The sequence below is a fragment of the Sphingobium sp. RS1 genome, assembly GCF_056156825.1.
Genome location: NZ_JBLZXE010000002.1, coordinates 2,663,582 through 2,684,450 on the forward strand (window position 1 = coordinate 2,663,582; position 20,869 = coordinate 2,684,450).

The following is a 20,869-nucleotide window of genomic DNA, read 5'->3' on the forward strand; positions in this document are numbered from 1 at the left end:
AGCTGGCTTTGCACACCAAGTCCCGTTGCAAATTGCAACTTTGTTATAAGGGAGCCTTATTGATGACGACCCTGTTCGATCCGATCCAGCTGGGCGCCGTCAGCGCCGCCAACCGCGTCCTGATGGCCCCGCTGACCCGTGGCCGTGCGACGCGCGCCCATGTGCCGACCCCGATCATGGCCGATTATTATGCGCAGCGCGCCTCGGCCGGCCTCATCATAAGCGAGGCGACGGGCATCTCGCAACAGGGGCTGGGCTGGCCCTATGCGCCGGGCATCTGGTCGGACGAGCAGGTCGCGGCATGGCAGCCGGTGACGCAGGCCGTGCATGACAAGGGCGGCAGGATCATCGTCCAGCTCTGGCATATGGGCCGGGCTGTCCACAGCGCGGTGACCGGTGAACAGCCGGTATCGGCCAGCGCGACCGCCGCGCCGGGCGACGCCCATACCTATGAAGGCAAGCAGCCCTATGAAACGGCGCGGCCGCTGGCTCTGGAGGAAATCCCCGGCCTTATCGACACCTATGTCCGCGCCGCCCATAATGCGATCGCTGCCGGTTTCGACGGGGTGCAGATCCACGCCGCCAACGGCTATCTGATCGACGAATTTCTGCGCGACAACAGCAATTTCCGCGACGATATCTATGGTGGCAGCGTCGAAAACCGCGTCCGCCTGTTGCGCGAAGTGACGCAGGCGGTGGTCGATGCGATCGGCGCCGATCGCGTGTCGGTGCGCCTGTCGCCCAATGGCGATTCCCAGGGTGTCGACGACAGCGATCCCGCCACCTTGTTCGCGGCGGCGGCCGATGTGTTGGACGCGATCGGCATCGCCTTCCTCGAACTGCGCGAGCCCGGCCCGGACGGCACGTTCGGCGCCACTGACGTACCGCGCCAATCGCCGCTCATTCGCCAGCATTTCAAGGGGCCGCTGGTGCTGAACAGCGATTATGATGCGGATCGCGCGCAGGCGGACCTCGCCAGCGGCCTGGCCGATGCGATCAGCTTTGGTCGTCCGCTGATGGCCAATCCCGATCTGGTGGAGCGTCTGGAACAGGGCGCACCGCTCAACCCGCCACAGGCGATGACGACCTGGTACAGCCAGGGTGCGGAGGGCTATACCGACTATCCAACGCTCGAAGAGGAAAAGGCGGCGGCGTAAGACACCAACGCGCTGCCATGACTATCATCGCCACCCTGCACGTGTTTCAGGGTCCATTCTGCCGAATGAAGCGCAGGTCTGTTGGGGCTGATGGATGCTGAAACAAGTTCAGCATGACGAATGGAAAACAGCAACAAACTGCAACCCAACAAAAAAACGGCGGCTCCATCGGGAGCCGCCCTTTTTTATCCACAGGTCGCGCCTCGATCAGGCGCCAAACCGCTCCCGCAGCGCCAGCATGGCGATCGCCGCCTTGGCCGCTTCGCCGCCCTTGTCCTTCTGGTCGGGACGGGCGCGGACCAGTGCCTGTTCCTCATTCTCGACGGTCAGGATGCCGTTGCCGATGGCGATGGCGTCCATGCTCAGCGCCATCAGGCCGCGGGCGCTTTCGTTCGACACGACTTCGAAATGATAGGTTTCGCCGCGGATCACCACACCGATCGCCACGAAGCCGTCATAGCGGCCGCTTTCCGCCGCCAGCGCGATCGCGCCGGGGATTTCCAGCGCACCGGGCACCGTCACCACCTCATATTTGTGGCCGGCTTCGTCCAGCGCGGCCTTCGCGCCTTCGATCAGCAGGTCGTTGAGATGGTCGTAGAAGCGGGCTTCGACGATCAGGAATTTGGCCATGATGATGTTCCTTACAGCTCGATCGGTCGCTGCCCAACCACGGACAGGTCATAGCCGTCAAGCGCGATCAGGCTGTGCTGGGTGTTGGACAGCAGGATCATGTCATGCACGCCCAGTTCGGCGAGCAACTGCGCGCCCACGCCATAGTTGCGCAATTCGTCCATTCCGGCCGGTGCCCTGCCGGCATGGGCATCGACGCAGCGGCTGACGAATCCGCCATCCTCATTGCCGGTCAGGATGACGATCAGGCCGGCGCCTTCCCGGCCGATAATCTCCATCGACTTGGCCAGCAGGTCGCCACGCGGCCCGGTCGCGCCATAGACATCGTCCAGCAGCGACAGCTGGTGCATGCGCACCAGCGTCGGCTGGTCGGGCACGACATGCCCCTTTTGCAGCACGAGCTGCTCGCTCTGCGTCGCCTTGTTGTAGAAGCTGATCGCCTTCCAGTCGCCGCCCCACTTGCTCTGGAAAGTCGTTTCCGACCGGCGCTCGACCATATGGTCGTGGCGACGGCGATAGGCGATCAGGTCGCGGATCGTGCCGATCTTCATCTTGTGCTTCTGGGCGAAGGGGATGAGGTCGTCGAGCCGCGCCATGGTGCCGTCGTCGCGCATCACTTCGCAGATGACGCCCGACGGGTTCAAGCCGGCCAGCCGCGCCACGTCCACCGCCGCCTCGGTATGGCCGGTGCGCACCAGCACGCCGCCGTCGCGGGCGATCAGCGGGAAGACATGGCCGGGCGTGACGATGTCGGCCTTGCCCTTCGCGCCGTCGATCGCGACGGAAATGGTGCGTGCGCGGTCGGCGGCGCTGATCCCGGTGGTCACGCCCTCGCGCGCCTCGATCGACACGGTGAAGGCGGTTTCGTGCCGGGTGCCATTGTTGCGGCTCATCAGGTCCAGCCCCAGATGCTCGACCCTGTCGCGCGTCATCGCCAGGCAGATGAGGCCACGGCCATGGGTGGCCATGAAGTTGATCGCATCGGGCGTCGCCATCTGCGCGGGGATCACCAGATCGCCCTCATTCTCGCGATCCTCGTCATCGACCAGAATGAACATGCGGCCGTTGCGGGCTTCGTTGATGATTTCCTCGGGGCTGGCGAGCGCGGTGCCGCCCTCGCGCTTGAGCAGATAGGTTTCCAGCTTGCCCAGCGTGTCGGCGGTCGGGTTCCAGTCGCTTTCGCCCAGCTTGCGGAGCGAGTTGGCGTGCAGGCCGGCGGCGCGGGCCAGGCCGGATCGCGACATGCCGCCATCGGTGACGAGGTTGCGGAGGGTATCGAGAAGCGCGGACGACATGAGAAAGACTCCATTCCCGTTCGGGTATGGTGTCGATATCACATTGCAATGTGATTATTTCAAGTGAGAAATCACAATCTACTGATTTTGCTTATGCGTTCATCGGGCACGCAGGCTCTGCATCCGGTCGAGATAGCGGGCCAGGACGTCGATCTCCAGATTGAAGGCGCGGCCGTCCGCCAGCTGGTTCAGCGTAGTCGCGGCGGCGGTATGGGGGATGATGTTCAGGCCGAAATGCACGCTGCCATCGGCCTGATCCTCGACGCTGTTCACCGTCAGCGAAATGCCGTCCACCGTGATCGATCCCTTGGCCGCCAGCGCCGTGGCCAGTTCAGCGGGGGCGCTGATGACCAGCCGGGTCGAATCGCCTTCGCGCGTGGCGGATACCAGGGCGCCGATGCCGTCGACATGGCCGGTCACGATATGCCCGCCCAGTTCATCGCCGACCTTGAGCGCGCGCTCCAGATTGAGGCGTCCACCCTGCGCCCACAGGCCCGATGCTGTGCGGGCGACGGTTTCGGCCGACAGATCGACCGCAAACCAGTCGTCCCCCTTTTCCACCACGGTCAGGCAGGCGCCCGAACAGGCGATCGACGCGCCGATCGCGACCCCGTCCATGGCATAGGCACAGCCGATGACGAGGCGCAGGTCGCCGCGCTGCTCATGGCTGCGGATGGTGCCGATGTCGGTAATGATGCCGGTGAACATGGATCGATCCTATTAAGCAAAAGTCCGTTCGGTTCGAGCCTGTCGAGAACCCGCGCGCAACGCTTCTCGACAGGCTCGAACCGAACGGAGCATTGGAACGAGGACTTAGGCGCTCCGCGCCGCCTCGTAAACCTCCAGCCGGTCGACGCCGAGCGCGCGGCTGTCGGTCAGGCGCCAGCGGCCATGCGCTTGCGCCAGGTCGGTGAGGCCAATGTCGCCGATCCCGGCCAGCCCGTCGCCGACGATGATCGGCGCGCGATACAGCAGCAGCCGGTCGACCAGATCGGCACGCAGGAAGGCCGCTGCCGTCGCCGCGCCGCCTTCCACCAGCAGATGATCGACCCGATCCAGCGTGGCGATCTCCTCCGGCGCGGCAATCCGGTCCCAGCCGGCGGGCACGTCGCCCCGGCTCAGCAGGATGCGGCGCGGCGACCGTGCCTCCAGCCCGGCCAGCCGCACGTCGAGGCGCGGTGCATCGGCCCGCAGCGTGCCGCCGCCGACCAGAATGGCATCATGCCGCGCCCGTTCCATATGGGCATGGGCACGCGCATTCGGCCCGGTGATCCAGCGGCTCGATCCGTCGGGGAGCGCGATTCGGCCATCGAGCGACAGGCCGAGCTTCAGCGTCACATGCGGCCGGCCCAGCGTCTGACGCAGCACGAAGCCGCCCATGGCGCGCGCGGCCTCATCCGCCATCAGCCCCATCTCGACGGTGATGCCACGTTCGCGCAGCCAGCTTGCCCCCTGGCCATCGGTCCGCGGGTCGGGATCGCGCAGCGCGATCACCACGCGGGCGACACCCGCGCGCGCCATCAGGTCGGCACAGCGCGGCCCGCGCGGGGACAAATGGAAACATGGCTCCAGCGTCACATAGGCGGTGGCGCCACGCGCCCGGTCCAGTGCCTGCTCCAGCGCCTGCGCCTCGGCATGGGGGCGGCCGCCTTTCTGCGTCCAGCCGCGCCCGACGATCTTGCCCCCACCGTCGGACTCGTTCTGGACGATCAGGCAGCCGACATTGGGATTGGGGGTGGAAAGGCCGCGCCCGCGCGATGACAGGGCAATGGCGGCGGCCATATAGCGCCGGTCGTCAGCAGGCGATGGCCGCATGGTCAGGCCGGTATCAGGGCTGTGCGGGGGCGGTCGCCGGCTTCGCGCTGGCCTGCGGCCCGGTCTTTTCAACCGCTTCCGCCTTGGCCAGCCGATCGTCCAGCATCGCGTCGATCGCCTTCACCGCTTCCTTGCGCTTGGCGGTATTGCGGGCTTCCTCATCACGCCATTCGATGCCGAAGGCGTCGGCAAAGCCCTGCATCTTCTTCTGCTGCTTGATGAGCGCGGCCTCGCGCTTCGCAAAGTCGATCTTCTGTTGCAGGATGATCGCCGCGTCGGACCGGTTCGCGTCCCAGCTCTGGACGTAGATGATCTTGTTGCGGGTCGGCATCGTATTGGTGTTCGCGTCGATCACGAAGGTCCATACGATCACCCAGGTAAAGGCAACGGACAGGCCCAGCAGCGGCCATTTATGCTGCCGCTGCTGCTTGAAATAGCCCCAGAAGTCGCCAAGCGCACTTTTGGGGGAAACGGGACGGGGAAAGATCGCCATGCCGCCCTTATAGGACAGGGCGGGCGCCAATGCAAAATGGTCCATGCTGGCCTTCCTCCATAATGTGAACCGGGGGCCGCCCCTACCACCTGTCGTCAGCAGAATGTGACGGTCATCAGGGTCGGATGTGCGGATTGGCGCGCGATTCGATTGGCCTGTTCCCGGTTGATGCGGGACAATTGCGTGATTGTCAGAAATTTGAAGCCGCGCCTGCCATGTTGCACCGTGCCGGCGATTCTCCATAGCGTTGCGCCGCACCGTCCCTGGCTGGCAGCCGCTCCATTTTTCTCTGTCATGGCCCGGTAGGCGGGCGGGCCATCATCGACGATTGCCCAGTCGGCAAATTGTGCATCATCTGAAAAGACGCTGACATAACCTACTTGGGCTAGATAGCCGTCGACCGCTGTGGCCGATGGCGTACAGGCGGTCAGCAGGCAGGAAAGCGACAGGGCAGTGAAGCGCATGTTCCCTCCCTACCATGCAAGTGGGGCCGCGATAATTGGCGACGACCGTATCGGATGGACCGGCCGCCGCCGCGATTGCCCTATCGATCGGTCAGGGTGAAGCGGACCGTCAATGTCTTGGTCGATGCGGTCGCCACGCCGTCGCGGGTGGCGGGGCGGAAACGCCATTTGCGCAGGGCATGGCGCTGCGTCGCCAGCCAGAAGCTCTCGTCGGTGGCGCTGACCTTCTCGATGGCGGTGACGCGGCCTTCCGGGCTGATGGTGACGCGCACCGTGACCGCGCCTTCCACACCCTGCCGAATCATCGTGCCGGGATAGTCGGGCTGAAAAGCGGCCATCGCCCGCGGATCGATCGACGCTTCGGTCAGCACAGGGTCGGGCAGGGGCGGCGGTGGCGGAATATAGGGCGGCGTGACTGGTCCCATGCCGCTCCCGCTATCCTTGTTGGCAGTGACCGGCGGATCGCCTCTGGGCAGGTCGATGAACGGGTCCGTCACGGTGGGCTGCTGCTTTGGCTGCGGCTGATTTTCGATCTTGGCGTCGGTCTTCTTTTCGACCACCGGTTCCGGCGGCGGCGGTAGCGGGATATTCTTGCCGATAAACGGCTTGGAGGTCACACTCTCGATCACCTCCTTGGGGATCAGCAGGAAGGCGCCGATCACCAGCGCATGCACCGCGATAGTGCCGCCCAGCCCCAGTGGGGATTTGCGCCCCGCGCCATAACGCGATTGTCCACCCGCCTGCGTGACTTGCCCCGTCGTTTCCATGGTCATGAGTCGCATCGTCCGGCTCCTCTATGTGTCGCATCCTCTCGCCGGTGCCCAATTCTGTCGATCGGGCTTTGACCGTTGATGAAATGATACAACATCATTTTATGATATGTTGCAACATCATTTTTCAATGCCTGCAACATAGAAGCTGCATCGGGACATATGGCGGCAAAGCCGGAGTGCGAGGGGAGGGGCGATCCCGCTTTCAGGAGCCTCCATGCGTTTTCGCCACTGCCTTTCTGCTGTCCAACTCGCTGTCGCGTTGCTGGCCTCGACCCCGCTGCTGGCGCAGATGCCATCCGCCCCGCCAGCCCCGCCGCCAGCCCCGTCGCAGGGCGGCCCCTGGGCGGCCGATGCGGATGGCGACGGCCGGATCACCCGGGACGAGATGGCCGCCTATATGGAGCGGCGCTTTGGCCTGATGGACCAGGATGGCGACGGGCTTGTCCCGGTGCAGGCGATGCAGCGCATGCTGGGCCATGAGCCGCAGGCCCGCGATCAGGCGGATTCGGCATCGCGCAGTCCCGGCAAGGGGCGTGGTGGGCCGGGTGGTCCGGGTGGTGCCGGTGGTCCGCCGCCGGGCGGCCGGCCGAAGGGCGGTGCCCGTGCCGACGGCGCGCCGCCACCGCCGGGCCGGGCCATGCCCTATCCGGAGGACAGCAATGATGATGGCCAGATCGACCGTGCCGAATTTCTGACGCCGGCGCTCGCGATGTTCGCCGATCAGGATCGCAATGGCGACGGCGTGCTGACCGCCGACGAACTGCCGCCGCCGCCGGGTCGCGGCGGTGAAGGACCGCCCGAAGAACCGGAGGAATAAGCGATCGAGACAGGAGCCGGCTGCCTTCTCTCCTCTGCGCGGCTGGTTCCGCCGGGGCGCGTCGTTTGGCCCGACGCGCCCCGGCACCTATTCGGGACATGCGCCAACCGCCTGTCTGTCACGGCGCCGGTTCGCTCTAGAAGAATGTATCGATCGCGTGGATCGCCAGGCCGACAAGGCCGCCAACCAGCGTCCCGTTGATGCGGATATATTGCAGGTCGCGGCCGACCGCATTTTCCAGCCGGCTGGTGACGGTGCCCGCATCCCAGCCGCGCACCGTGTCGCTGACCAGCCGCACGATCGCGTCGCCATAGCTGGCCGTCGCCCCCACCGCCGCGCGCCGCACGAAGCGGTTGATGACCAGCCGCAGCCGCGCCTCCTGCTGCAAGGTGCTGCCCAGCGCGCGCAGCGCTTCGCCCAGCCGACCGGCCATCGCCTTGCCCGGATCGCGTACCGCGCGCAGCAGCCCGCCGCGCGCCTGCTCCCACATCCCCTCGATCCAGCGCTGCATCGCCGGATTGTCTACTATCTCGTCGCGAATCCTGGCGACCTTGGCCTGCATCTCCAGATCGAACTGAAGGTCGAAGGCCAGCTTTGCCATGCCTTCCTCGGCCTTCAGGCGCAGGCTGTGGCCGGGATCGGCGGCCATTTCCGCCAGCATCTTGCGCAGGCCATCGATGATGGCATTGGCCAGATTCTCGTCCAGCCCCGTCCAGCGCAGCACCTTGCCCGCCCGTTCATGCACCATCTGGCGGATCAGATGGTCATTGGCCTCCAGCGTCCGGTCGGCCCAGTGGATGATACCGTCCATCACCGGCGCATGGCGGCCGTCGCGCATCGCCGCCTCGATCGCCTGCCCGATCAGCGGGCCGATATGGATGGCGCGCAGCCGCTGGCCGATCGCGCCCTTCACCATGCCGCCCAGCCGCTCCTGATCCAGCGCCTCCAGCACATCGGCGATCAGCCGCGACGCACCTTCGCGCAGCCGCCCGTCGCCTTCGGACGGACTGGCCAGAAAGCGCCCGGCCGCCGCCGCGACGTCGATATGGCGCATCCGCCGCGCGACCACGGCGGGGATCAGGAAATTGTCGCGCAGGAACAGCGCCAGCGTGTCGCCGATCCGGTCCTTGTTGCGCGGGATGATGGCGGTGTGGGGGATGGGCAGGCCGAGCGGATGGCGGAACAAGGCCGTCACCGCGAACCAGTCGGCCAGCCCGCCGACCATCGCCGCCTCGGCAAAGGCTTGGACGAAGCCGATGGCGGGGTGGAGATGCACGGTGGCGCGCGCCGCGATGAACAGCGCGGCCATCGCCACCAGCATGCCGGTCGCCACCAGCCGCATCCGCCGGGCAGGGTGCGGCGTCAGAAGGTCTTTCGGCCGGGGCAGGCGAAGCAGCGTCATGACCCCTTAACGGTTACGCTGCCGTTTCGTTCAGGCAAGGCTTTCTTTTGCTCGGTCCGGCTTCCTGGCCTGAACGATCATCCTCATTCGGCGGGATGCACCACGCCCCGAATCGGCTTGCCATCGTCGCCGGGCTTGTAGGTCAAAAGGCCCCGACCCAGACGCGGCCCTACCCAGCTTTCGAGGCCAATCGCCAGGCTGAAGATGGCTGGCACGATCACCAGCGTCAGCACGGTCGACAGCAACAGGCCACCGATCACGGTGATGCCCATCGGCGCGCGCCAGGCGGCGTCGCCAGACAGCGACAGGGCGGTCGGCACCATGCCGGCCACCATCGCCACGGTGGTCATGACGATCGGCTGCGCGCGCTTGTGACCCGCGTCGATGATCGCGACCTTCTTGGGCACGCCCTTCTCCATTTCCTCCAGCGCGAAGTCGATGACGAGAATGGAGTTTTTCGCGACGATGCCCAGCAGCATCAGCAGGCCGATGAACACCGGCATCGACACCGGCTGCCCGGCGATATGCAGCGCCAGTGCGCCGCCCAGAGGCGCCAGCAACAGCGACCCCAGATTGACGAAGGGCGGCATCAGGCGCTTGTAGAGCAGGGTCAGCACCGCCAGCACCAGCAGGATGCCGGAGAAGACGGCGATGATGAAGTTCTGGATCATCTCCGCCTGCCATTTGGCATCGCCTGCGTTGAGCTTCTGCACGCCCTGGATCTTGCCGGCGACGATATCCTTCATCAGCGGCAGCGCGTTGATCTTGGCCATGGCCTGGCTGGTGACGATGCCCGGCGCAAGATCCGCACCCACCACGACGCGACGGATCTGGTTGTAGCGGCGGATCTGCGTCGGCCCTGCGCCAAAGCTGATGTCGGCCACGACCTTCAAGGGCACGGACCCACCCGATACGGTCGGTACCGGCATATTCTCGATCGTGGCGATATCCTTGCGGCTATCCTCGGCCAGTGCGACGCGGATCGGGATCTGGCGGTCGGACAGGGAGAATTTGGCGACATTCTGGTCGATGTCGCCGATCGTCGCGATGCGGATCGACTGGCTCAGCGCCATCGTCGTCACGCCCATGCTGGCGGCCAGGTCCAGCCGCGGCTTGATGATGATTTCTGGGCGCTGCAAATCGCCCTGCACGCGCGGCGCGCGCAGTTCGTGGATGCCGGCCATTTCATGCACCAGCTGGTTGGCGGTCTTTTCCAACAGCACCGGATCGTCCGACCCGAACATCATGATGATGTCACGGCCAAAGCCGCCGCCCGACTGTGACTGGAAATTGACACGGGCGTCGGCGACCGTCTGGAATTTGGGCGCGACCTTGCGTTCCCAGTCGACCGAACTGATCGGCCGGTCCTTCTTGAGCGTCAGGAAGATGTCGGCGCCGGTCGGCTCGATATCGGCGAAGGCGGCTTCCACCATATCCTTGTCGGCGCTCAGCATGTCGGCGACCTTGCGCGTGATCGCAGTGGTCTGTTCCAGCGTGCTGCCAGGCACCGTCTCGATCTTCACTTGGCTGAAATCGGTGTTGGTGGTCGGCTGGAAGGTCATGGGCAGGGTCGCGAAGGCAACTATGGTGGCGGCAAAGGCCAGGAACCCCATGCCCAGCGTCCAGACGCGATGGTCGATGAAGAAGCCGGCGACCTTGTTGCGGAAACCGCCGCGCGCGCGCCGTTCCTTCGCCTTTTCATCCTTCAGCGACCAGCGCAGCACGCCCATATAGCGGTCCATCAGCCAGCCTTCGCCATGGCTTTCCTCGCCATGGGCCTTCAGGAAATAGGCGGCGATCATCGGCGTGATGAGGCGCGCGACAGCGAGACTCATCAGCACCGATACGACCACGGTCATGCCGAACTGGATGAAGAACTGCCCGGCCAGACCCGGCATCATCGCGACCGGCAGGAACACCGCGACGATCGCCATGGTGGTCGCCAGCACGGCGAGGCCGATTTCGTCCGCCGCGTCGATCGACGCCTGATAGGCGCTTTTGCCCATGCGCATGTGGCGCACGATATTCTCGATCTCCACGATTGCGTCGTCGACCAGCACGCCCGCGACCAGGCTCAGCGCCAGCAGCGAAATGCCGTTCAGGGTGAAGCCCATCATGTCCATGAACCAGAAAGCGGGGATCGCCGATAGTGGAATCGCCAGCGCCGAAATCATGGTCGCGCGCCAGTCGCGCAGGAACAGGAAGACGATGACCACCGCCAGCACCGCGCCCTCGATCATCGCCGACATGGCGCTGTGATACTGGCCCTTGGTATATTCGACGCTGGTGTAGAGCTGCTTGAACTGAACCTTGGGATTTTCCTTTTTCAGCTGGTCCAGCACCTTCATCGCCTCGTCATAGACGGTGACGTCGGACGATCCCTTGGCCTTTTCCATGCTGAAGCTGGTGACCTGCCGCCCGTTCATTAGCGACAGGCTGCGCTGTTCGGCATACATGTCGCGCACGGTGGCCAGGCTGGCCAGCTTGACGGTGCGGCCGCCGGAAATGGCGATCTGGGTCTCGCCCAGCGTCCGCGCGCTGGCAGCGTTGCCCAGCACACGGATGGACTGTTCCGCGCCGGCGATTTCGGTGCGGCCGCCCGCCGCATTCAGATTGACCTGTTGCAGCTGCGCATTCACCTGTGCGGCGGTGACGCCATAGGCCTGCAATTTGGCAGGATCGAGGATGACGCGAATCTCGCGGCTAACGCCGCCGCCGCGCTTGACCGCAGCCATGCCGCTGATCGACAGCAGCCGCTTGGCGACGGTATTGTCCACATACCAGGACAGTTCCTCCAGCGTCATGTCGGTCGCTTCGGCGCTGAAATAGGCGATCGGGCCGCCATCCACGTCGATGCGCTGGACCTGCGGCTCCAAAATGCCGTCGGGCAGGTCGCTGCGGATCTGGTCGATGGCATTTTTCACGTCTGCCACCGCGCGATCGACCGGGGTACCGATCTGGAACTGGACATTGGACAGCGACTGGCCTTCGGACGCGAAGGAGGTGATTTCATCCACGCCGCTGATGCCGCGCACTGCCGCTTCGACCCGCTGGGTGACCTGGGTTTCCAGTTCAGTCGGGGCAGCGCCGGGCTGCGACACGATCACGCTGACCATCGGGAAGCTGACGTCGGGATTATTGTTGACGTCCATCCGCATGAAGCTGACGATGCCCGCCAGTACCAGTGCGATGAACAGCACCAGCGGCGTCACCGGGTTGCGGATCGCCCATGCGGACATATTGCGAAAATTCATGACGCGCTTCCTTCACCGGGCGCGGTCAGGCGCCCGTTCCTCCCAATGCCCCGATGCGGACCGGCGCCCGCGTCGGTCTTCAGCGGCCCTTGGCCAATTCCGGCTTCACCTTCTGCCCCGGCGTCAGGAAGGCGCCGGCAGAAGTGACGATCTGTTCGGCGCCGGTGATGCCTTTGGTCACCGCCACGCCATTGTCGGACACCTGGCCGACGGTCACATCGCGTCGTTCCACCTGGCCCTTGGCATTGACGATATAGACATAGCTGCCCTTGGGGTCGCTCTGCACCGCCGATTCCGGCAGCAACGGCGCGCTGCCCGATCCGCTGGTCAGCAACGCCGATGCAAAGCCGCCGGGGCGAATGGCCGGATTATAGGGGATGGCGATGCGGGCAATGCCCTGCCGGGTCTGCGGATCGACCACGGGCGATACCTGCCAGACGCGGCCGGCAAATTTCTGCGTGCTGCCGATCGGCGTGACCGTCGCACTGTTGCCCGCGCGCAAGGTCGCCAGGTCGGCTTCGGCTACCTGCGCCTGCATTTCCATCTCGCCATCCTTGGCCATGCGGAACAATGTGCCGCCGCCGGCCTGGACGATCTGGCCGGGTTCGACCGTACGGGTCAGCACCAGCCCGGATGCCGGCGCGCGAATATCCAGCCGGCCGGTACGCGCCTGCTGCTCGGCCAGCTGGGCTGCGGCGACGCGGACCTGTGCCTCGGCCTGGTCGCGGGTTGCGGTCCGCTGATCGATGTCGGCAGCGCTGATGAAACCGCGGCCGACCAGCGCCTTGGCGCGATCGAGCTGCGCCTGCGCCAGCTTGGCATTGGCGCGCTGCACCTCCACCTGCGCGGCGAGCGAACGGACCTGTTCGGCCTGGACGGAGCGTTCTACGCTGGCCAGCACCTGTCCCGCGCGCACCCAGTCGCCCGGCTGCACCAGCACGCGCGTCACCATGCCGCCTTCGCCGACCACGCCGACCGGCATGTCGACCCGTGCGGCGAGCGACCCGGTCGCGCTGACGGTACGGGCGACGGTGGACTGGCCGGGGCTGACGACGGTCACGACCGGCACGGAAGCGGTCGGCGCGGTGGTATCCGCCGCTTTTCCGCCCCGCATCGAAATCGCTGCCGCCGCTGCCACCAGCACCACGATCACGCCACCGCCGATCAGCAGCAGTCGCTTGCGCCGGCGACGCGCATCGTCATCGTCGATGACCGTCATGGAATCGCCCACCAACTGGGTTTCGTAATTCATCCCGCTTCTCGTCTCTCCGGCGCATCCGCCCTGTTGGCAGCTGTGTTATATGAATATATCACCACCCTCAACCCCCAATATCATGGTTCAAAGCGGGACGGCAAAGCGATTATGCGCGGCGGACGGGGCAGGAGTGGCGGCATATCGTGCCGTTCCTGTCCCTGGGGCCACATTGACTTGCCAAAAATGCCGGATTGTGGCGCAATGAGCGCTGGGTCGATGCTATTATATAAAAAGGGAACGCAGCATGGACTTGCTGGGATGGATCGCGGTCGGCCTGATTGCAGGCGCGATCGCGCGACTGATCATGCCCGGCCGCGATCCGGGCGGATGCGTGGTCACGATCTTGCTGGGGATAGCCGGGGCCTTGCTCGCCGGCTTTGTCGGGCGACTCGCGGGCCTGTATGCGCCGGGCCAGAGGGCCGGGTTCGTCGCCGCGATACTGGGATCGGTGGCCGTACTGGCCCTCTATCGCTGGTTCGCGGCGCGACGCTGAAACGAAAAAAAGAGGCTGCGCGGTGGCGCAGCCTCTTTTGCATTAGGTGATGGTGCGCTTTTTTTAGCGTACCGATCCGCGACGGACCAGATTGACGATCGCCAACAGGATGATCGCGCCGACCAGCGACACCAGGAAGCTGTACAGCGTCAGACCTTCATTGATCGAACCGCCGCTGAAGATGAGGCCGCCGATGAAGGCGCCAACGATACCGACCACGATGTTGAGCAGGATGCCCTGCTGCGCGTCCGTGCGCATGACCATGCTGGCAAGCCAGCCAATGATGCCGCCGACGATAAGCCACAAGATGATGCCCATGATATTCTCCTTGACCACGCCCCCAGCGTGTTGGGTGCTGCATTCAACGGAACAAAGGGCGTCCCGTTCCATGGAGTAAAAATGATTCCGGGACGGAAACCATCTTGGCTTTGCGTTGTTTGTACGCGTCGCTATGCGAAAGGGGCCACCGGATTAATGTCCGGCGGCCCCTCATATCCGTATCTGGATCGTCTGGATGACGATCAATATTTCTGCTGCCGCTCATAGAGCGACTTATAATATTGGATGCGGGTGACGCGCAGGCCGTGCATGCCCGACCGGTCGACCGCGCGCTGCCAGCCGGCAAATTCTTCCAGTGTCAGATTGTAGCGCGCACAGGCTTCGTCCACGGTCAGCAGACCGCCATTCACCGCCGCGACCACTTCCGCCTTGCGCCGCACCACCCAGCGGGTCGTGTCCGCAGGCGGCAGGCTGTCCAGCGTCAGGGGCTCTCCGAGTGGCCCGACGACCTGGGCAGGCTTGATTTTCTGGTTCTCGATCATTCTTACCCTCAAAGTGCGGCACTGGCGTTACCGATTTCGGCCTTGTTTCCTAATTATGTGCGTCAGCCCTGAAGAACGGCTAAAGCGCCACGGTAAACATCGCCTTCATCATTCATGCCCCCTGGCTAAACGGCTCGCGATCAGCGGGTTAAAGCTTCCCGCGAGACGCACGGCTTCGATCTTGCCGCCGGAACGTGGCGCGAAAATTCCCGCCAGTTCCTGGACCCAGTCATCGCTCCCGCCCTGCCCCCGCAGGACACCCGCCACCGCCTGCGCGGTGGGACTGGCCGCCTGCGCGGCCGCCGTGGCAGCCCGCAGAAATGGCCAGGCCGGCACGCGCGGCCGGCTGAGGGGTCTGGGAACGCCGGGCTTCAGCCCGCCGCCCCGAAGGAAACTCAGATCCATGCCCCTCTTTTACGGACCAATGGATAAGGGTCCGTAAACTCCGGGACAGTTTCGTGACTCATCCGGTCGCCGTTTCGCGTCGATCCGGCCCGATTGGGCAGGAATGGGCGTCACACTTTGTTAACTTTTGCGCACCGGCGTACCTTGCACTATATGCGCGCCATGCAGCCCCAGTTTCAGCTCTCTCAGCCGCTCAGCGAGCGGCGTATCGTCGTCGCCATGTCGGGCGGCGTGGACAGCAGTGTCGTCGCAGCCTTGGCCGCGAAAACCGGCGCCGAAGTCATCGGCGTCACGCTCCAGCTTTACGATCATGGCGCGGCGGTGGGCCGCACCGGCAGCTGTTGCGCCGGGCAGGATATCCGCGACGCGCGCGCGGTCGCCGACCGCATCGGCATTGCGCATTATGTCTTTGATTATGAAACCGCCTTCCGCGATTCGGTGATCGCCGATTTCGCCGATGAATATATGGCCGGCCGCACGCCCATCCCCTGCGTGAAGTGCAATATGGGGGTGAAGTTCACCGACCTGTTCCAGATTGCGCGGGATCTCGGCGCCGACTGCCTCGCCACCGGCCATTATGTCCAGCGGATCGAGGGTGCGGCGGGCGCGGAACTGCACCGCGCCGCCGATCCCGCCCGCGACCAGAGCTATTTCCTCTTCGCCACGACTCAGGCGCAACTCGACTATCTGCGCTTCCCGCTGGGTGGCCTGCCCAAGCCGCAGGTGCGCGAGATCGCGGCCGAACTCGGCCTGTCGGTGGCCTTGAAGCCCGACAGCCAGGACATCTGCTTCGTGCCCGACGGCGACTATGCGAAGATCGTGCGGAAACTGCGCCCCGATGCGGACGAGGGCGGCGATATCGTCCATGTCGACGGCCGGACGCTCGGCCGGCACAAGGGGCTGATCCACTACACGGTCGGCCAGCGCAAGGGCCTCGAAATCGGCGGTCAGCCCGATCCGCTCTATGTCGTGCGGCTGGATGCGGAAGGCCGCCGCGTGATCGTGGGACCGAAGGCGGCGCTCGCCGTGTCGGGCGCGCGCCTCTCCGACATCAACTGGCTGGGCGGCGACTTTAGCGGACCTTTGACCGCCAAGGTCCGCTCCATGGCCAAGCCCACACCCGCGCGCCTCGACGGCGACCGCTTGCTCTTCGACGCGCCCGAATATGGCGTCGCGCCGGGGCAGGCCGCAGTCCTCTACGCCGGCGACCGCGTGCTGGGCGGCGGCTGGATCGCCAGCACGGAAGCCGCGATGGCGGAGGCGGCCTGACGTTGAGCGATTGGGATAATCGTGCGGCCGCTATGGAAACCGGTGCTTTCTATAAGGTGCTCCAGGCTGTTGTGGCTTCTTCTACCCAAATCCCATTTGAAGCGGACGAAATCGTGAGGCTTCGGCGCGTAGATTATAGCCTATACGATGGCTCTCATATCTATCACTTCGATACGGACGCAGGGTTTAAGTCATATTGGCTGCATGACGATGAGCCATTGGAAACACTGACCAAAGTGTTTGTTATCCAGCCCGTCGCACAGTCATGAAGCTATAAGCCCCTCCCCTTCAGGGGAGGGGTTGGGGTGGGGGCTTGCGGTGAATCTAAAGATCGTGCTTGCGGCCTGACCCCACCCCTTGGTCCCCTCCCCTGAAGGGGAGGGGATAAGAAGCCCCCCAAACCTTGCCCTTTTACGCCCCCGCGCGTAAGGCGCGCGCGTCATGACTCGCTCGCTCACCTTCGCCATCCCCAAGGGCCGCATCCTCGATGAAGCGCTGCCCCTGCTCGCCAAAGCCGGTATCGAGCCGGAGGCGGAGTTTCATGACAAGAAGAGCCGCGCGCTGCGCTTCGCCACCAATCGGCCCGATGTGTCGATCATCCGCGTGCGCGCCTTCGACGTCGCCACCTTCGTCGCCCATGGCGCGGCGCAGATCGGCATCGTCGGCTCCGACGTGGTGGAAGAGTTCAACTATTCCGAACTTTACGCGCCGGTCGACCTCGACATCGGCCATTGCCGCCTGTCGGTCGCCGAGCCGGTGGATGCGGGGGACGAGGATCAGGCGGCGATGAGCCATGTCCGCGTCGCGACCAAATACCCGCACCTCACCCGCCGCTATTATGAACAGCGTGGGCTTCAGGCGGAATGCGTGAAGCTGAACGGTGCGATGGAACTGGCGCCCTCGCTCGGCCTGTCGCGCCGGATCGTCGATCTCGTCTCGTCGGGCGCGACGCTGAAAGCCAATGGCCTCGTCGAAACCGACGTCATCATGCAGATCAGTGCGCGTCTGATCGTCAACCGCGCCGCCTACAAGATGCGCTCGGCCGAACTGTCGCCGCTGGTCGATGCCTTCCGCGCTGCCGTGGGGGGAAGGATGCCGCTTAAGCTCTCCACCACCGACGCCGATTTCGCGTCCGCCTTCACCGCGCTGGTCGATGCCCGCCGCGAAGCGGACGAGGATGTGTCACGCGACGTTACCGCGATCCTGAAGGCGGTCCGTGCCGGGGGCGACGCGGCGCTGGCCGACTATACCCAGCGCTTCGACCGGCATGACCTGAACGTTAGCGGCTGGGCCGTGACCCCGGCGGAAACCCGCGCCGCGCTCGACACGCTTTCGACCGAGTTGCGCGACGCGCTCGAACTCGCGGCCGCGCGCATCACCGCCTATCATGAAAAGCAGAAGCCGCAGGACAGCGACAGCGTGGACGGCGCCGGCGTGCGTCTGGGCGCCCGCTGGAGCGCGGTCGATGCCGCCGGCCTCTACGTGCCGGGCGGGCGCGCCGCCTATCCCAGCTCGCTGCTGATGAACGTCATCCCGGCCAAGGTCGCGGGCGTAGGACGCATCGCCATGGTCACGCCGACCCCCAATGGCGAGATCAACCCGCTGGTCCTCGCCGCCGCGCAGATTGCCGGGATCGAGGAAATCTGGCGGGTAGGGGGTGCGCAGGCCGTCGCTGCGCTCGCCTATGGCACCGACCGGATCAAGCCAGTGGACGTCATCACCGGCCCCGGCAATGCCTGGGTCGCCGAAGCCAAGCGCCAGCTTTACGGCGTCGTCGGCATCGACATGGTTGCCGGCCCGTCCGAAATCGTCGTCGTCGCCGACGGCCAGAACGATCCCGAATGGACCGCCGCCGATTTGCTCAGCCAGTCGGAACATGACCCGACCAGCCAGTCCATCCTCTTTACCGACGACGCGGCCTTCGCCGATGCCGTCGCGCAGGCCGTGGAACGGCAGATTCCGGCGCTTTCCACCAGCGCCGTCGCCCGCGCCAGCTGGGATGCCAATGGCGCGATCATCGTCGTGCGCGATCTGGACGAAGCCATGCCGCTGGTCGACCGGCTCGCCGCCGAACATCTCGAACTCGCTGTGGACGATCCCGACCGCTATTTCGCGCAAGTCCGCCATGCCGGTTCCGTCTTCCTTGGCCGCATGACGCCCGAAGCGGTCGGCGATTATGTCGCCGGGCCGAACCATGTGCTGCCCACCGGCCGCCGCGCCCGCTTCTCGTCGGGCCTGTCGGTGCTCGACTTCATGAAGCGCACCAGCTTCCTCAGCCTCACGCCCGATGCCATCGGCGCGATCGGCCCCGCTGCCGTCGCACTGGCGCAGGCGGAAGGTCTGCCCGCGCACGCCGCCTCGGTGGCGCTGAGATTAGGATAACCTCCGTTCGCCCTGAGCTTGTCGAAGGGCTTCCCTTTCTTCATGAAAGAAGAGAGGGGCTTCGACAGGCTCAGCCCGAACGGTTTATATAGGACCGCTATGAACGATCGCTCCAAATCCCGCTCCGCCGCGCGCCTTGCCGCGGTACAGGCGCTCTACCAGCTCGAAATGGAGGGCACGCCCCTTCACCTGCTGCTGCACGAATTCCATCAGCACCGCCTTGGCGCCACGATCGAGGATGTCACCTACGCGCAGGCGGAAGAGCCGTTCTTCGACGATATCGTGCAGGGCGTGGACCGCCGCCGCGACGAGATTGACGGCCTCATCACCGCCCGCCTGTCGAGCGGCTGGAGCCTGGAGCGCCTCGACAAGCCGATGCGTCAGATATTGCGCGCCGGCACCTATGAACTGCTCGCCCGCGCCGATGTCGGCACCGGCACGGTCATCAGCGAATATGTCGATGTCGCCCACGCCTTCTACGACAAGCGCGAGTCCGGCTTCGTCAACGGCCTGCTCGACGGCGTGTCGAAGGACGTGCGGAAGTAAAGCGCGCGCCCGCGCGCCCGTATAGAGTGGGATCATGTCCGCCGAATCCCGCTTCCTCACCCTGTTGCGCCTGCTGGCGCATGATCCCGCCGCGCAGGGGCTGGTGGACGATGTCGCTGTGCTGCCGATCGGCGGCAGCCGCCTTATCCTCACCAGCGACACGATGGTGGAGGGGGTTCATTACCTCCCCACCGATCCGCCGCAGGATATCGGCTGGAAGCTGGCGGCGGTAAACCTGTCCGATCTGGCGGCCAAGGGCGCGCGGCCGGTCGGTTGCCTGCTCAACTATGCGCTGTCGGGCGATGAAAGCTGGGACGAGGCCTTTATCGCCGGCCTTGGCGAGGCGCTGGATCGCCACGCCATGCCGCTGCTGGGCGGCGACACGGTGAAGATGCCCACAGGCTCCGCCCGCAGCTACAGCCTGACCGCCATGGGCGAAGCGACCGGCCCGGTCCCCACCCGAACCGGCGCGCAGCCGGGCGACCGCCTTTATGTCACCGGCCCGGTCGGTGACGCGGGCATCGGCCTCACCCTCGCCACCGACGATCCCGCCGCTTCCGGACCATTGGTCGAAGCCTATCGCCGTCCGCGCCCGCGTCTGGCGGAAGGTGCGCTGCTCGCCTCCGTTGCCAACGCGATGATGGACCTGTCCGATGGCCTGCTGATCGACGCATCGCGCATGGCGCAGGCCAGCGGCGTCGCCATCATCATCGACCATATTCCGCTGTCGATCGCGCTGGAAAAGGTGCGCGGCGCCAGCGTCGCCGTCCAACTGGCCGCCGCGCGGGCGGGCGACGATTATGAACTGCTCTTCGCCCTGCCGCCGGGCGCAGTGCCGCCTGTACGCGCCATTCCGGTGGGCCATGTCGCTGAAGGATCGGGCCTTACCCTCAAGATCGACGGCGCGGTCATCCCGCTGCCCGACAGCCTCGGCTGGGAACATGGTTAATCCTTAGCTGCCACCCAGCACATTGATGGTGAAGGCCAGAATCCCGAGGTTGAACAGGAAGGCGGCGAGGCACTGGAACAGCACCGTCCGACGCATCGCGCTCGCGGTCACTGACACGTCCGATGTCTGGAAGGTCATGCCCAGCGTGAAGGCGAAATAGAGGAAATCCCAATAGCCCGGCTCGTCCGTGTCTGGAAAATCCAACCCGCTGCGATCCTGCCCCTTATTGCCGGGCAGGTAGAAGATATGGGCATAATGCATCGCATAGACGAGGTTTGAGAAGAGCCAGGCGATCAGCAATGTCGCCAGCAGCAGCGCGATGCTGATCGCATCCGGCCCGCCATGCTGGCTGACCGCCACACCCACCGCCACCAGAATCACCAGGCTGACGATCGCGGTCAGCAACAGCATCAGTTCGCGATTGGCATCGTTCGCCAGCGCCTTCCGCCGCATCGATGCGGCATCCGCGTCGAGCAGCGGCACGACCGACATCATGAAGGCGAGGGCGGCGATGTCGAACCCCGCCATCACCGCCTCATGCCATGGCAGCACCAGTGCCAGCGGTGCCATGGCCCCCAGCAGCGTCAGGAACATGCCATAGCGCCAGGGGAAGAGGGGGGGTGCGCGCATAGGCGACATCAAGCGCGCC

Annotated in this window: 22 protein-coding genes and 1 pseudogene; 9 read left to right on the forward strand and 14 right to left on the reverse strand. The window is 65.2% G+C overall.

The window, feature by feature from the left end:
• Positions 1-62 precede the first annotated feature (62 nt).
• Positions 63-1,157 (forward strand): alkene reductase, encoded by a 1,095-nt coding sequence (locus tag ACNHGR_RS14730; RefSeq protein ID WP_475287050.1) that lies wholly within the window; start codon positions 63-65, stop codon positions 1,155-1,157.
• Positions 1,158-1,364: 207 nt separating this feature from the next.
• Here the strand turns inward: ACNHGR_RS14730 and ribH are convergent, their stop codons facing one another.
• The 7 genes from ribH to ACNHGR_RS14765 all read right to left on the reverse strand — a co-directional run bounded on the left by ribH (position 1,365) and on the right by ACNHGR_RS14765 (position 6,636).
• Positions 1,365-1,787, reverse strand: coding sequence for a 6,7-dimethyl-8-ribityllumazine synthase (gene ribH, locus ACNHGR_RS14735; protein WP_184268780.1), 423 nt, complete (start codon positions 1,785-1,787; stop codon positions 1,365-1,367).
• An 11-nt stretch (positions 1,788-1,798) separates the two neighbouring features.
• Positions 1,799-3,082: a 3,4-dihydroxy-2-butanone-4-phosphate synthase gene (gene ribB, locus ACNHGR_RS14740; protein ID WP_184268781.1), complete on the reverse strand. Its 1,284-nt coding sequence runs from the start codon at positions 3,080-3,082 to the stop codon at positions 1,799-1,801.
• A gap of 99 nt (positions 3,083-3,181) precedes the next feature.
• Positions 3,182-3,790, reverse strand: a complete 609-nt coding sequence (locus ACNHGR_RS14745) for a riboflavin synthase (protein ID WP_184268783.1) — start codon at positions 3,788-3,790, stop codon at positions 3,182-3,184.
• 105 nt (positions 3,791-3,895) lie between these two features.
• Positions 3,896-4,897 (reverse strand): bifunctional diaminohydroxyphosphoribosylaminopyrimidine deaminase/5-amino-6-(5-phosphoribosylamino)uracil reductase RibD, encoded by a 1,002-nt coding sequence (ribD, locus tag ACNHGR_RS14750; RefSeq protein WP_475287052.1) that lies wholly within the window; start codon positions 4,895-4,897, stop codon positions 3,896-3,898.
• A gap of 13 nt (positions 4,898-4,910) precedes the next feature.
• Positions 4,911-5,435 carry a hypothetical protein gene (locus tag ACNHGR_RS14755; protein ID WP_184268785.1) on the reverse strand — a complete coding sequence of 175 codons (525 nt, stop codon included), beginning with the start codon at positions 5,433-5,435 and terminating at the stop codon, positions 4,911-4,913.
• Between the two features lie 50 nt (positions 5,436-5,485).
• Positions 5,486-5,854, reverse strand: a complete 369-nt coding sequence (locus ACNHGR_RS14760) for a hypothetical protein (RefSeq protein ID WP_475287054.1) — start codon at positions 5,852-5,854, stop codon at positions 5,486-5,488.
• Between the two features lie 80 nt (positions 5,855-5,934).
• The gene (locus ACNHGR_RS14765; RefSeq protein ID WP_475287056.1) at positions 5,935-6,636 is read right to left on the reverse strand and encodes an energy transducer TonB; all 702 of its coding nucleotides are present in this window, start codon (positions 6,634-6,636) and stop codon (positions 5,935-5,937) included.
• Between the two features lie 205 nt (positions 6,637-6,841).
• Here ACNHGR_RS14765 and ACNHGR_RS14770 point away from each other — a divergent pair, with 205 nt between their 5' ends.
• Positions 6,842-7,444, forward strand: coding sequence for a hypothetical protein (locus tag ACNHGR_RS14770; protein ID WP_475287058.1), 603 nt, complete (start codon positions 6,842-6,844; stop codon positions 7,442-7,444).
• Positions 7,445-7,580: 136 nt separating this feature from the next.
• Here the strand turns inward: ACNHGR_RS14770 and ACNHGR_RS14775 are convergent, their stop codons facing one another.
• From ACNHGR_RS14775 to ACNHGR_RS14785, 3 genes are all read right to left on the reverse strand, one after another.
• On the reverse strand, positions 7,581-8,846 hold the full coding sequence (locus tag ACNHGR_RS14775) for a DUF445 domain-containing protein (RefSeq protein ID WP_475287060.1): 1,266 nt from the start codon (positions 8,844-8,846) through the stop codon (positions 7,581-7,583).
• 83 nt (positions 8,847-8,929) lie between these two features.
• Positions 8,930-12,100, reverse strand: a complete 3,171-nt coding sequence (locus ACNHGR_RS14780) for an efflux RND transporter permease subunit (protein ID WP_475287062.1) — start codon at positions 12,098-12,100, stop codon at positions 8,930-8,932.
• Between the two features lie 79 nt (positions 12,101-12,179).
• Positions 12,180-13,352, reverse strand: coding sequence for an efflux RND transporter periplasmic adaptor subunit (locus tag ACNHGR_RS14785; RefSeq protein ID WP_184268795.1), 1,173 nt, complete (start codon positions 13,350-13,352; stop codon positions 12,180-12,182).
• 247 nt (positions 13,353-13,599) lie between these two features.
• On the opposite strand from ACNHGR_RS14785, the gene ACNHGR_RS14790 reads away from it, so the two are divergent.
• Positions 13,600-13,848, forward strand: coding sequence for a GlsB/YeaQ/YmgE family stress response membrane protein (locus ACNHGR_RS14790; protein WP_184268797.1), 249 nt, complete (start codon positions 13,600-13,602; stop codon positions 13,846-13,848).
• A gap of 63 nt (positions 13,849-13,911) precedes the next feature.
• Here the strand turns inward: ACNHGR_RS14790 and ACNHGR_RS14795 are convergent, their stop codons facing one another.
• From ACNHGR_RS14795 to ACNHGR_RS14805, 3 genes are all read right to left on the reverse strand, one after another.
• Positions 13,912-14,166, reverse strand: a complete 255-nt coding sequence (locus tag ACNHGR_RS14795) for a GlsB/YeaQ/YmgE family stress response membrane protein (protein WP_093082464.1) — start codon at positions 14,164-14,166, stop codon at positions 13,912-13,914.
• Positions 14,167-14,369: 203 nt separating this feature from the next.
• Positions 14,370-14,669 carry a CtrA inhibitor SciP gene (gene sciP / locus ACNHGR_RS14800; protein ID WP_120251221.1) on the reverse strand — a complete coding sequence of 100 codons (300 nt, stop codon included), beginning with the start codon at positions 14,667-14,669 and terminating at the stop codon, positions 14,370-14,372.
• Positions 14,670-14,777: 108 nt separating this feature from the next.
• Positions 14,778-15,074, reverse strand: coding sequence for a hypothetical protein (locus tag ACNHGR_RS14805; protein WP_184268798.1), 297 nt, complete (start codon positions 15,072-15,074; stop codon positions 14,778-14,780).
• A 162-nt stretch (positions 15,075-15,236) separates the two neighbouring features.
• On the opposite strand from ACNHGR_RS14805, the gene mnmA reads away from it, so the two are divergent.
• The 6 genes and pseudogenes from mnmA (at position 15,237) to thiL (ending at position 20,220) form a co-directional block, all read left to right on the forward strand.
• Positions 15,237-16,343, forward strand: a complete 1,107-nt coding sequence (mnmA, locus tag ACNHGR_RS14810) for a tRNA 2-thiouridine(34) synthase MnmA (RefSeq protein WP_475287064.1) — start codon at positions 15,237-15,239, stop codon at positions 16,341-16,343.
• A 2-nt stretch (positions 16,344-16,345) separates the two neighbouring features.
• A complete protein-coding gene (locus tag ACNHGR_RS14815) occupies positions 16,346-16,612 on the forward strand; it encodes a hypothetical protein (protein ID WP_475287066.1) in 267 nt (88 codons plus the stop codon).
• Between the two features lie 172 nt (positions 16,613-16,784).
• Positions 16,785-17,429: pseudogene (hisG, locus tag ACNHGR_RS14820) on the forward strand (ATP phosphoribosyltransferase); the annotation flags it as partial.
• Positions 17,430-17,435: 6 nt separating this feature from the next.
• A complete protein-coding gene (hisD, locus tag ACNHGR_RS14825) occupies positions 17,436-18,725 on the forward strand; it encodes a histidinol dehydrogenase (protein WP_475288442.1) in 1,290 nt (429 codons plus the stop codon).
• 99 nt (positions 18,726-18,824) lie between these two features.
• A complete protein-coding gene (gene nusB / locus ACNHGR_RS14830) occupies positions 18,825-19,271 on the forward strand; it encodes a transcription antitermination factor NusB (RefSeq protein WP_311269376.1) in 447 nt (148 codons plus the stop codon).
• A gap of 34 nt (positions 19,272-19,305) precedes the next feature.
• Complete coding sequence (thiL, locus tag ACNHGR_RS14835; protein WP_475287067.1) at positions 19,306-20,220, forward strand: thiamine-phosphate kinase; 915 nt, start codon at positions 19,306-19,308, stop codon at positions 20,218-20,220.
• A gap of 3 nt (positions 20,221-20,223) precedes the next feature.
• Here the strand turns inward: thiL and ACNHGR_RS14840 are convergent, their stop codons facing one another.
• On the reverse strand, positions 20,224-20,850 hold the full coding sequence (locus tag ACNHGR_RS14840) for a DUF1345 domain-containing protein (RefSeq protein WP_475287068.1): 627 nt from the start codon (positions 20,848-20,850) through the stop codon (positions 20,224-20,226).
• Positions 20,851-20,869 lie beyond the last annotated feature (19 nt).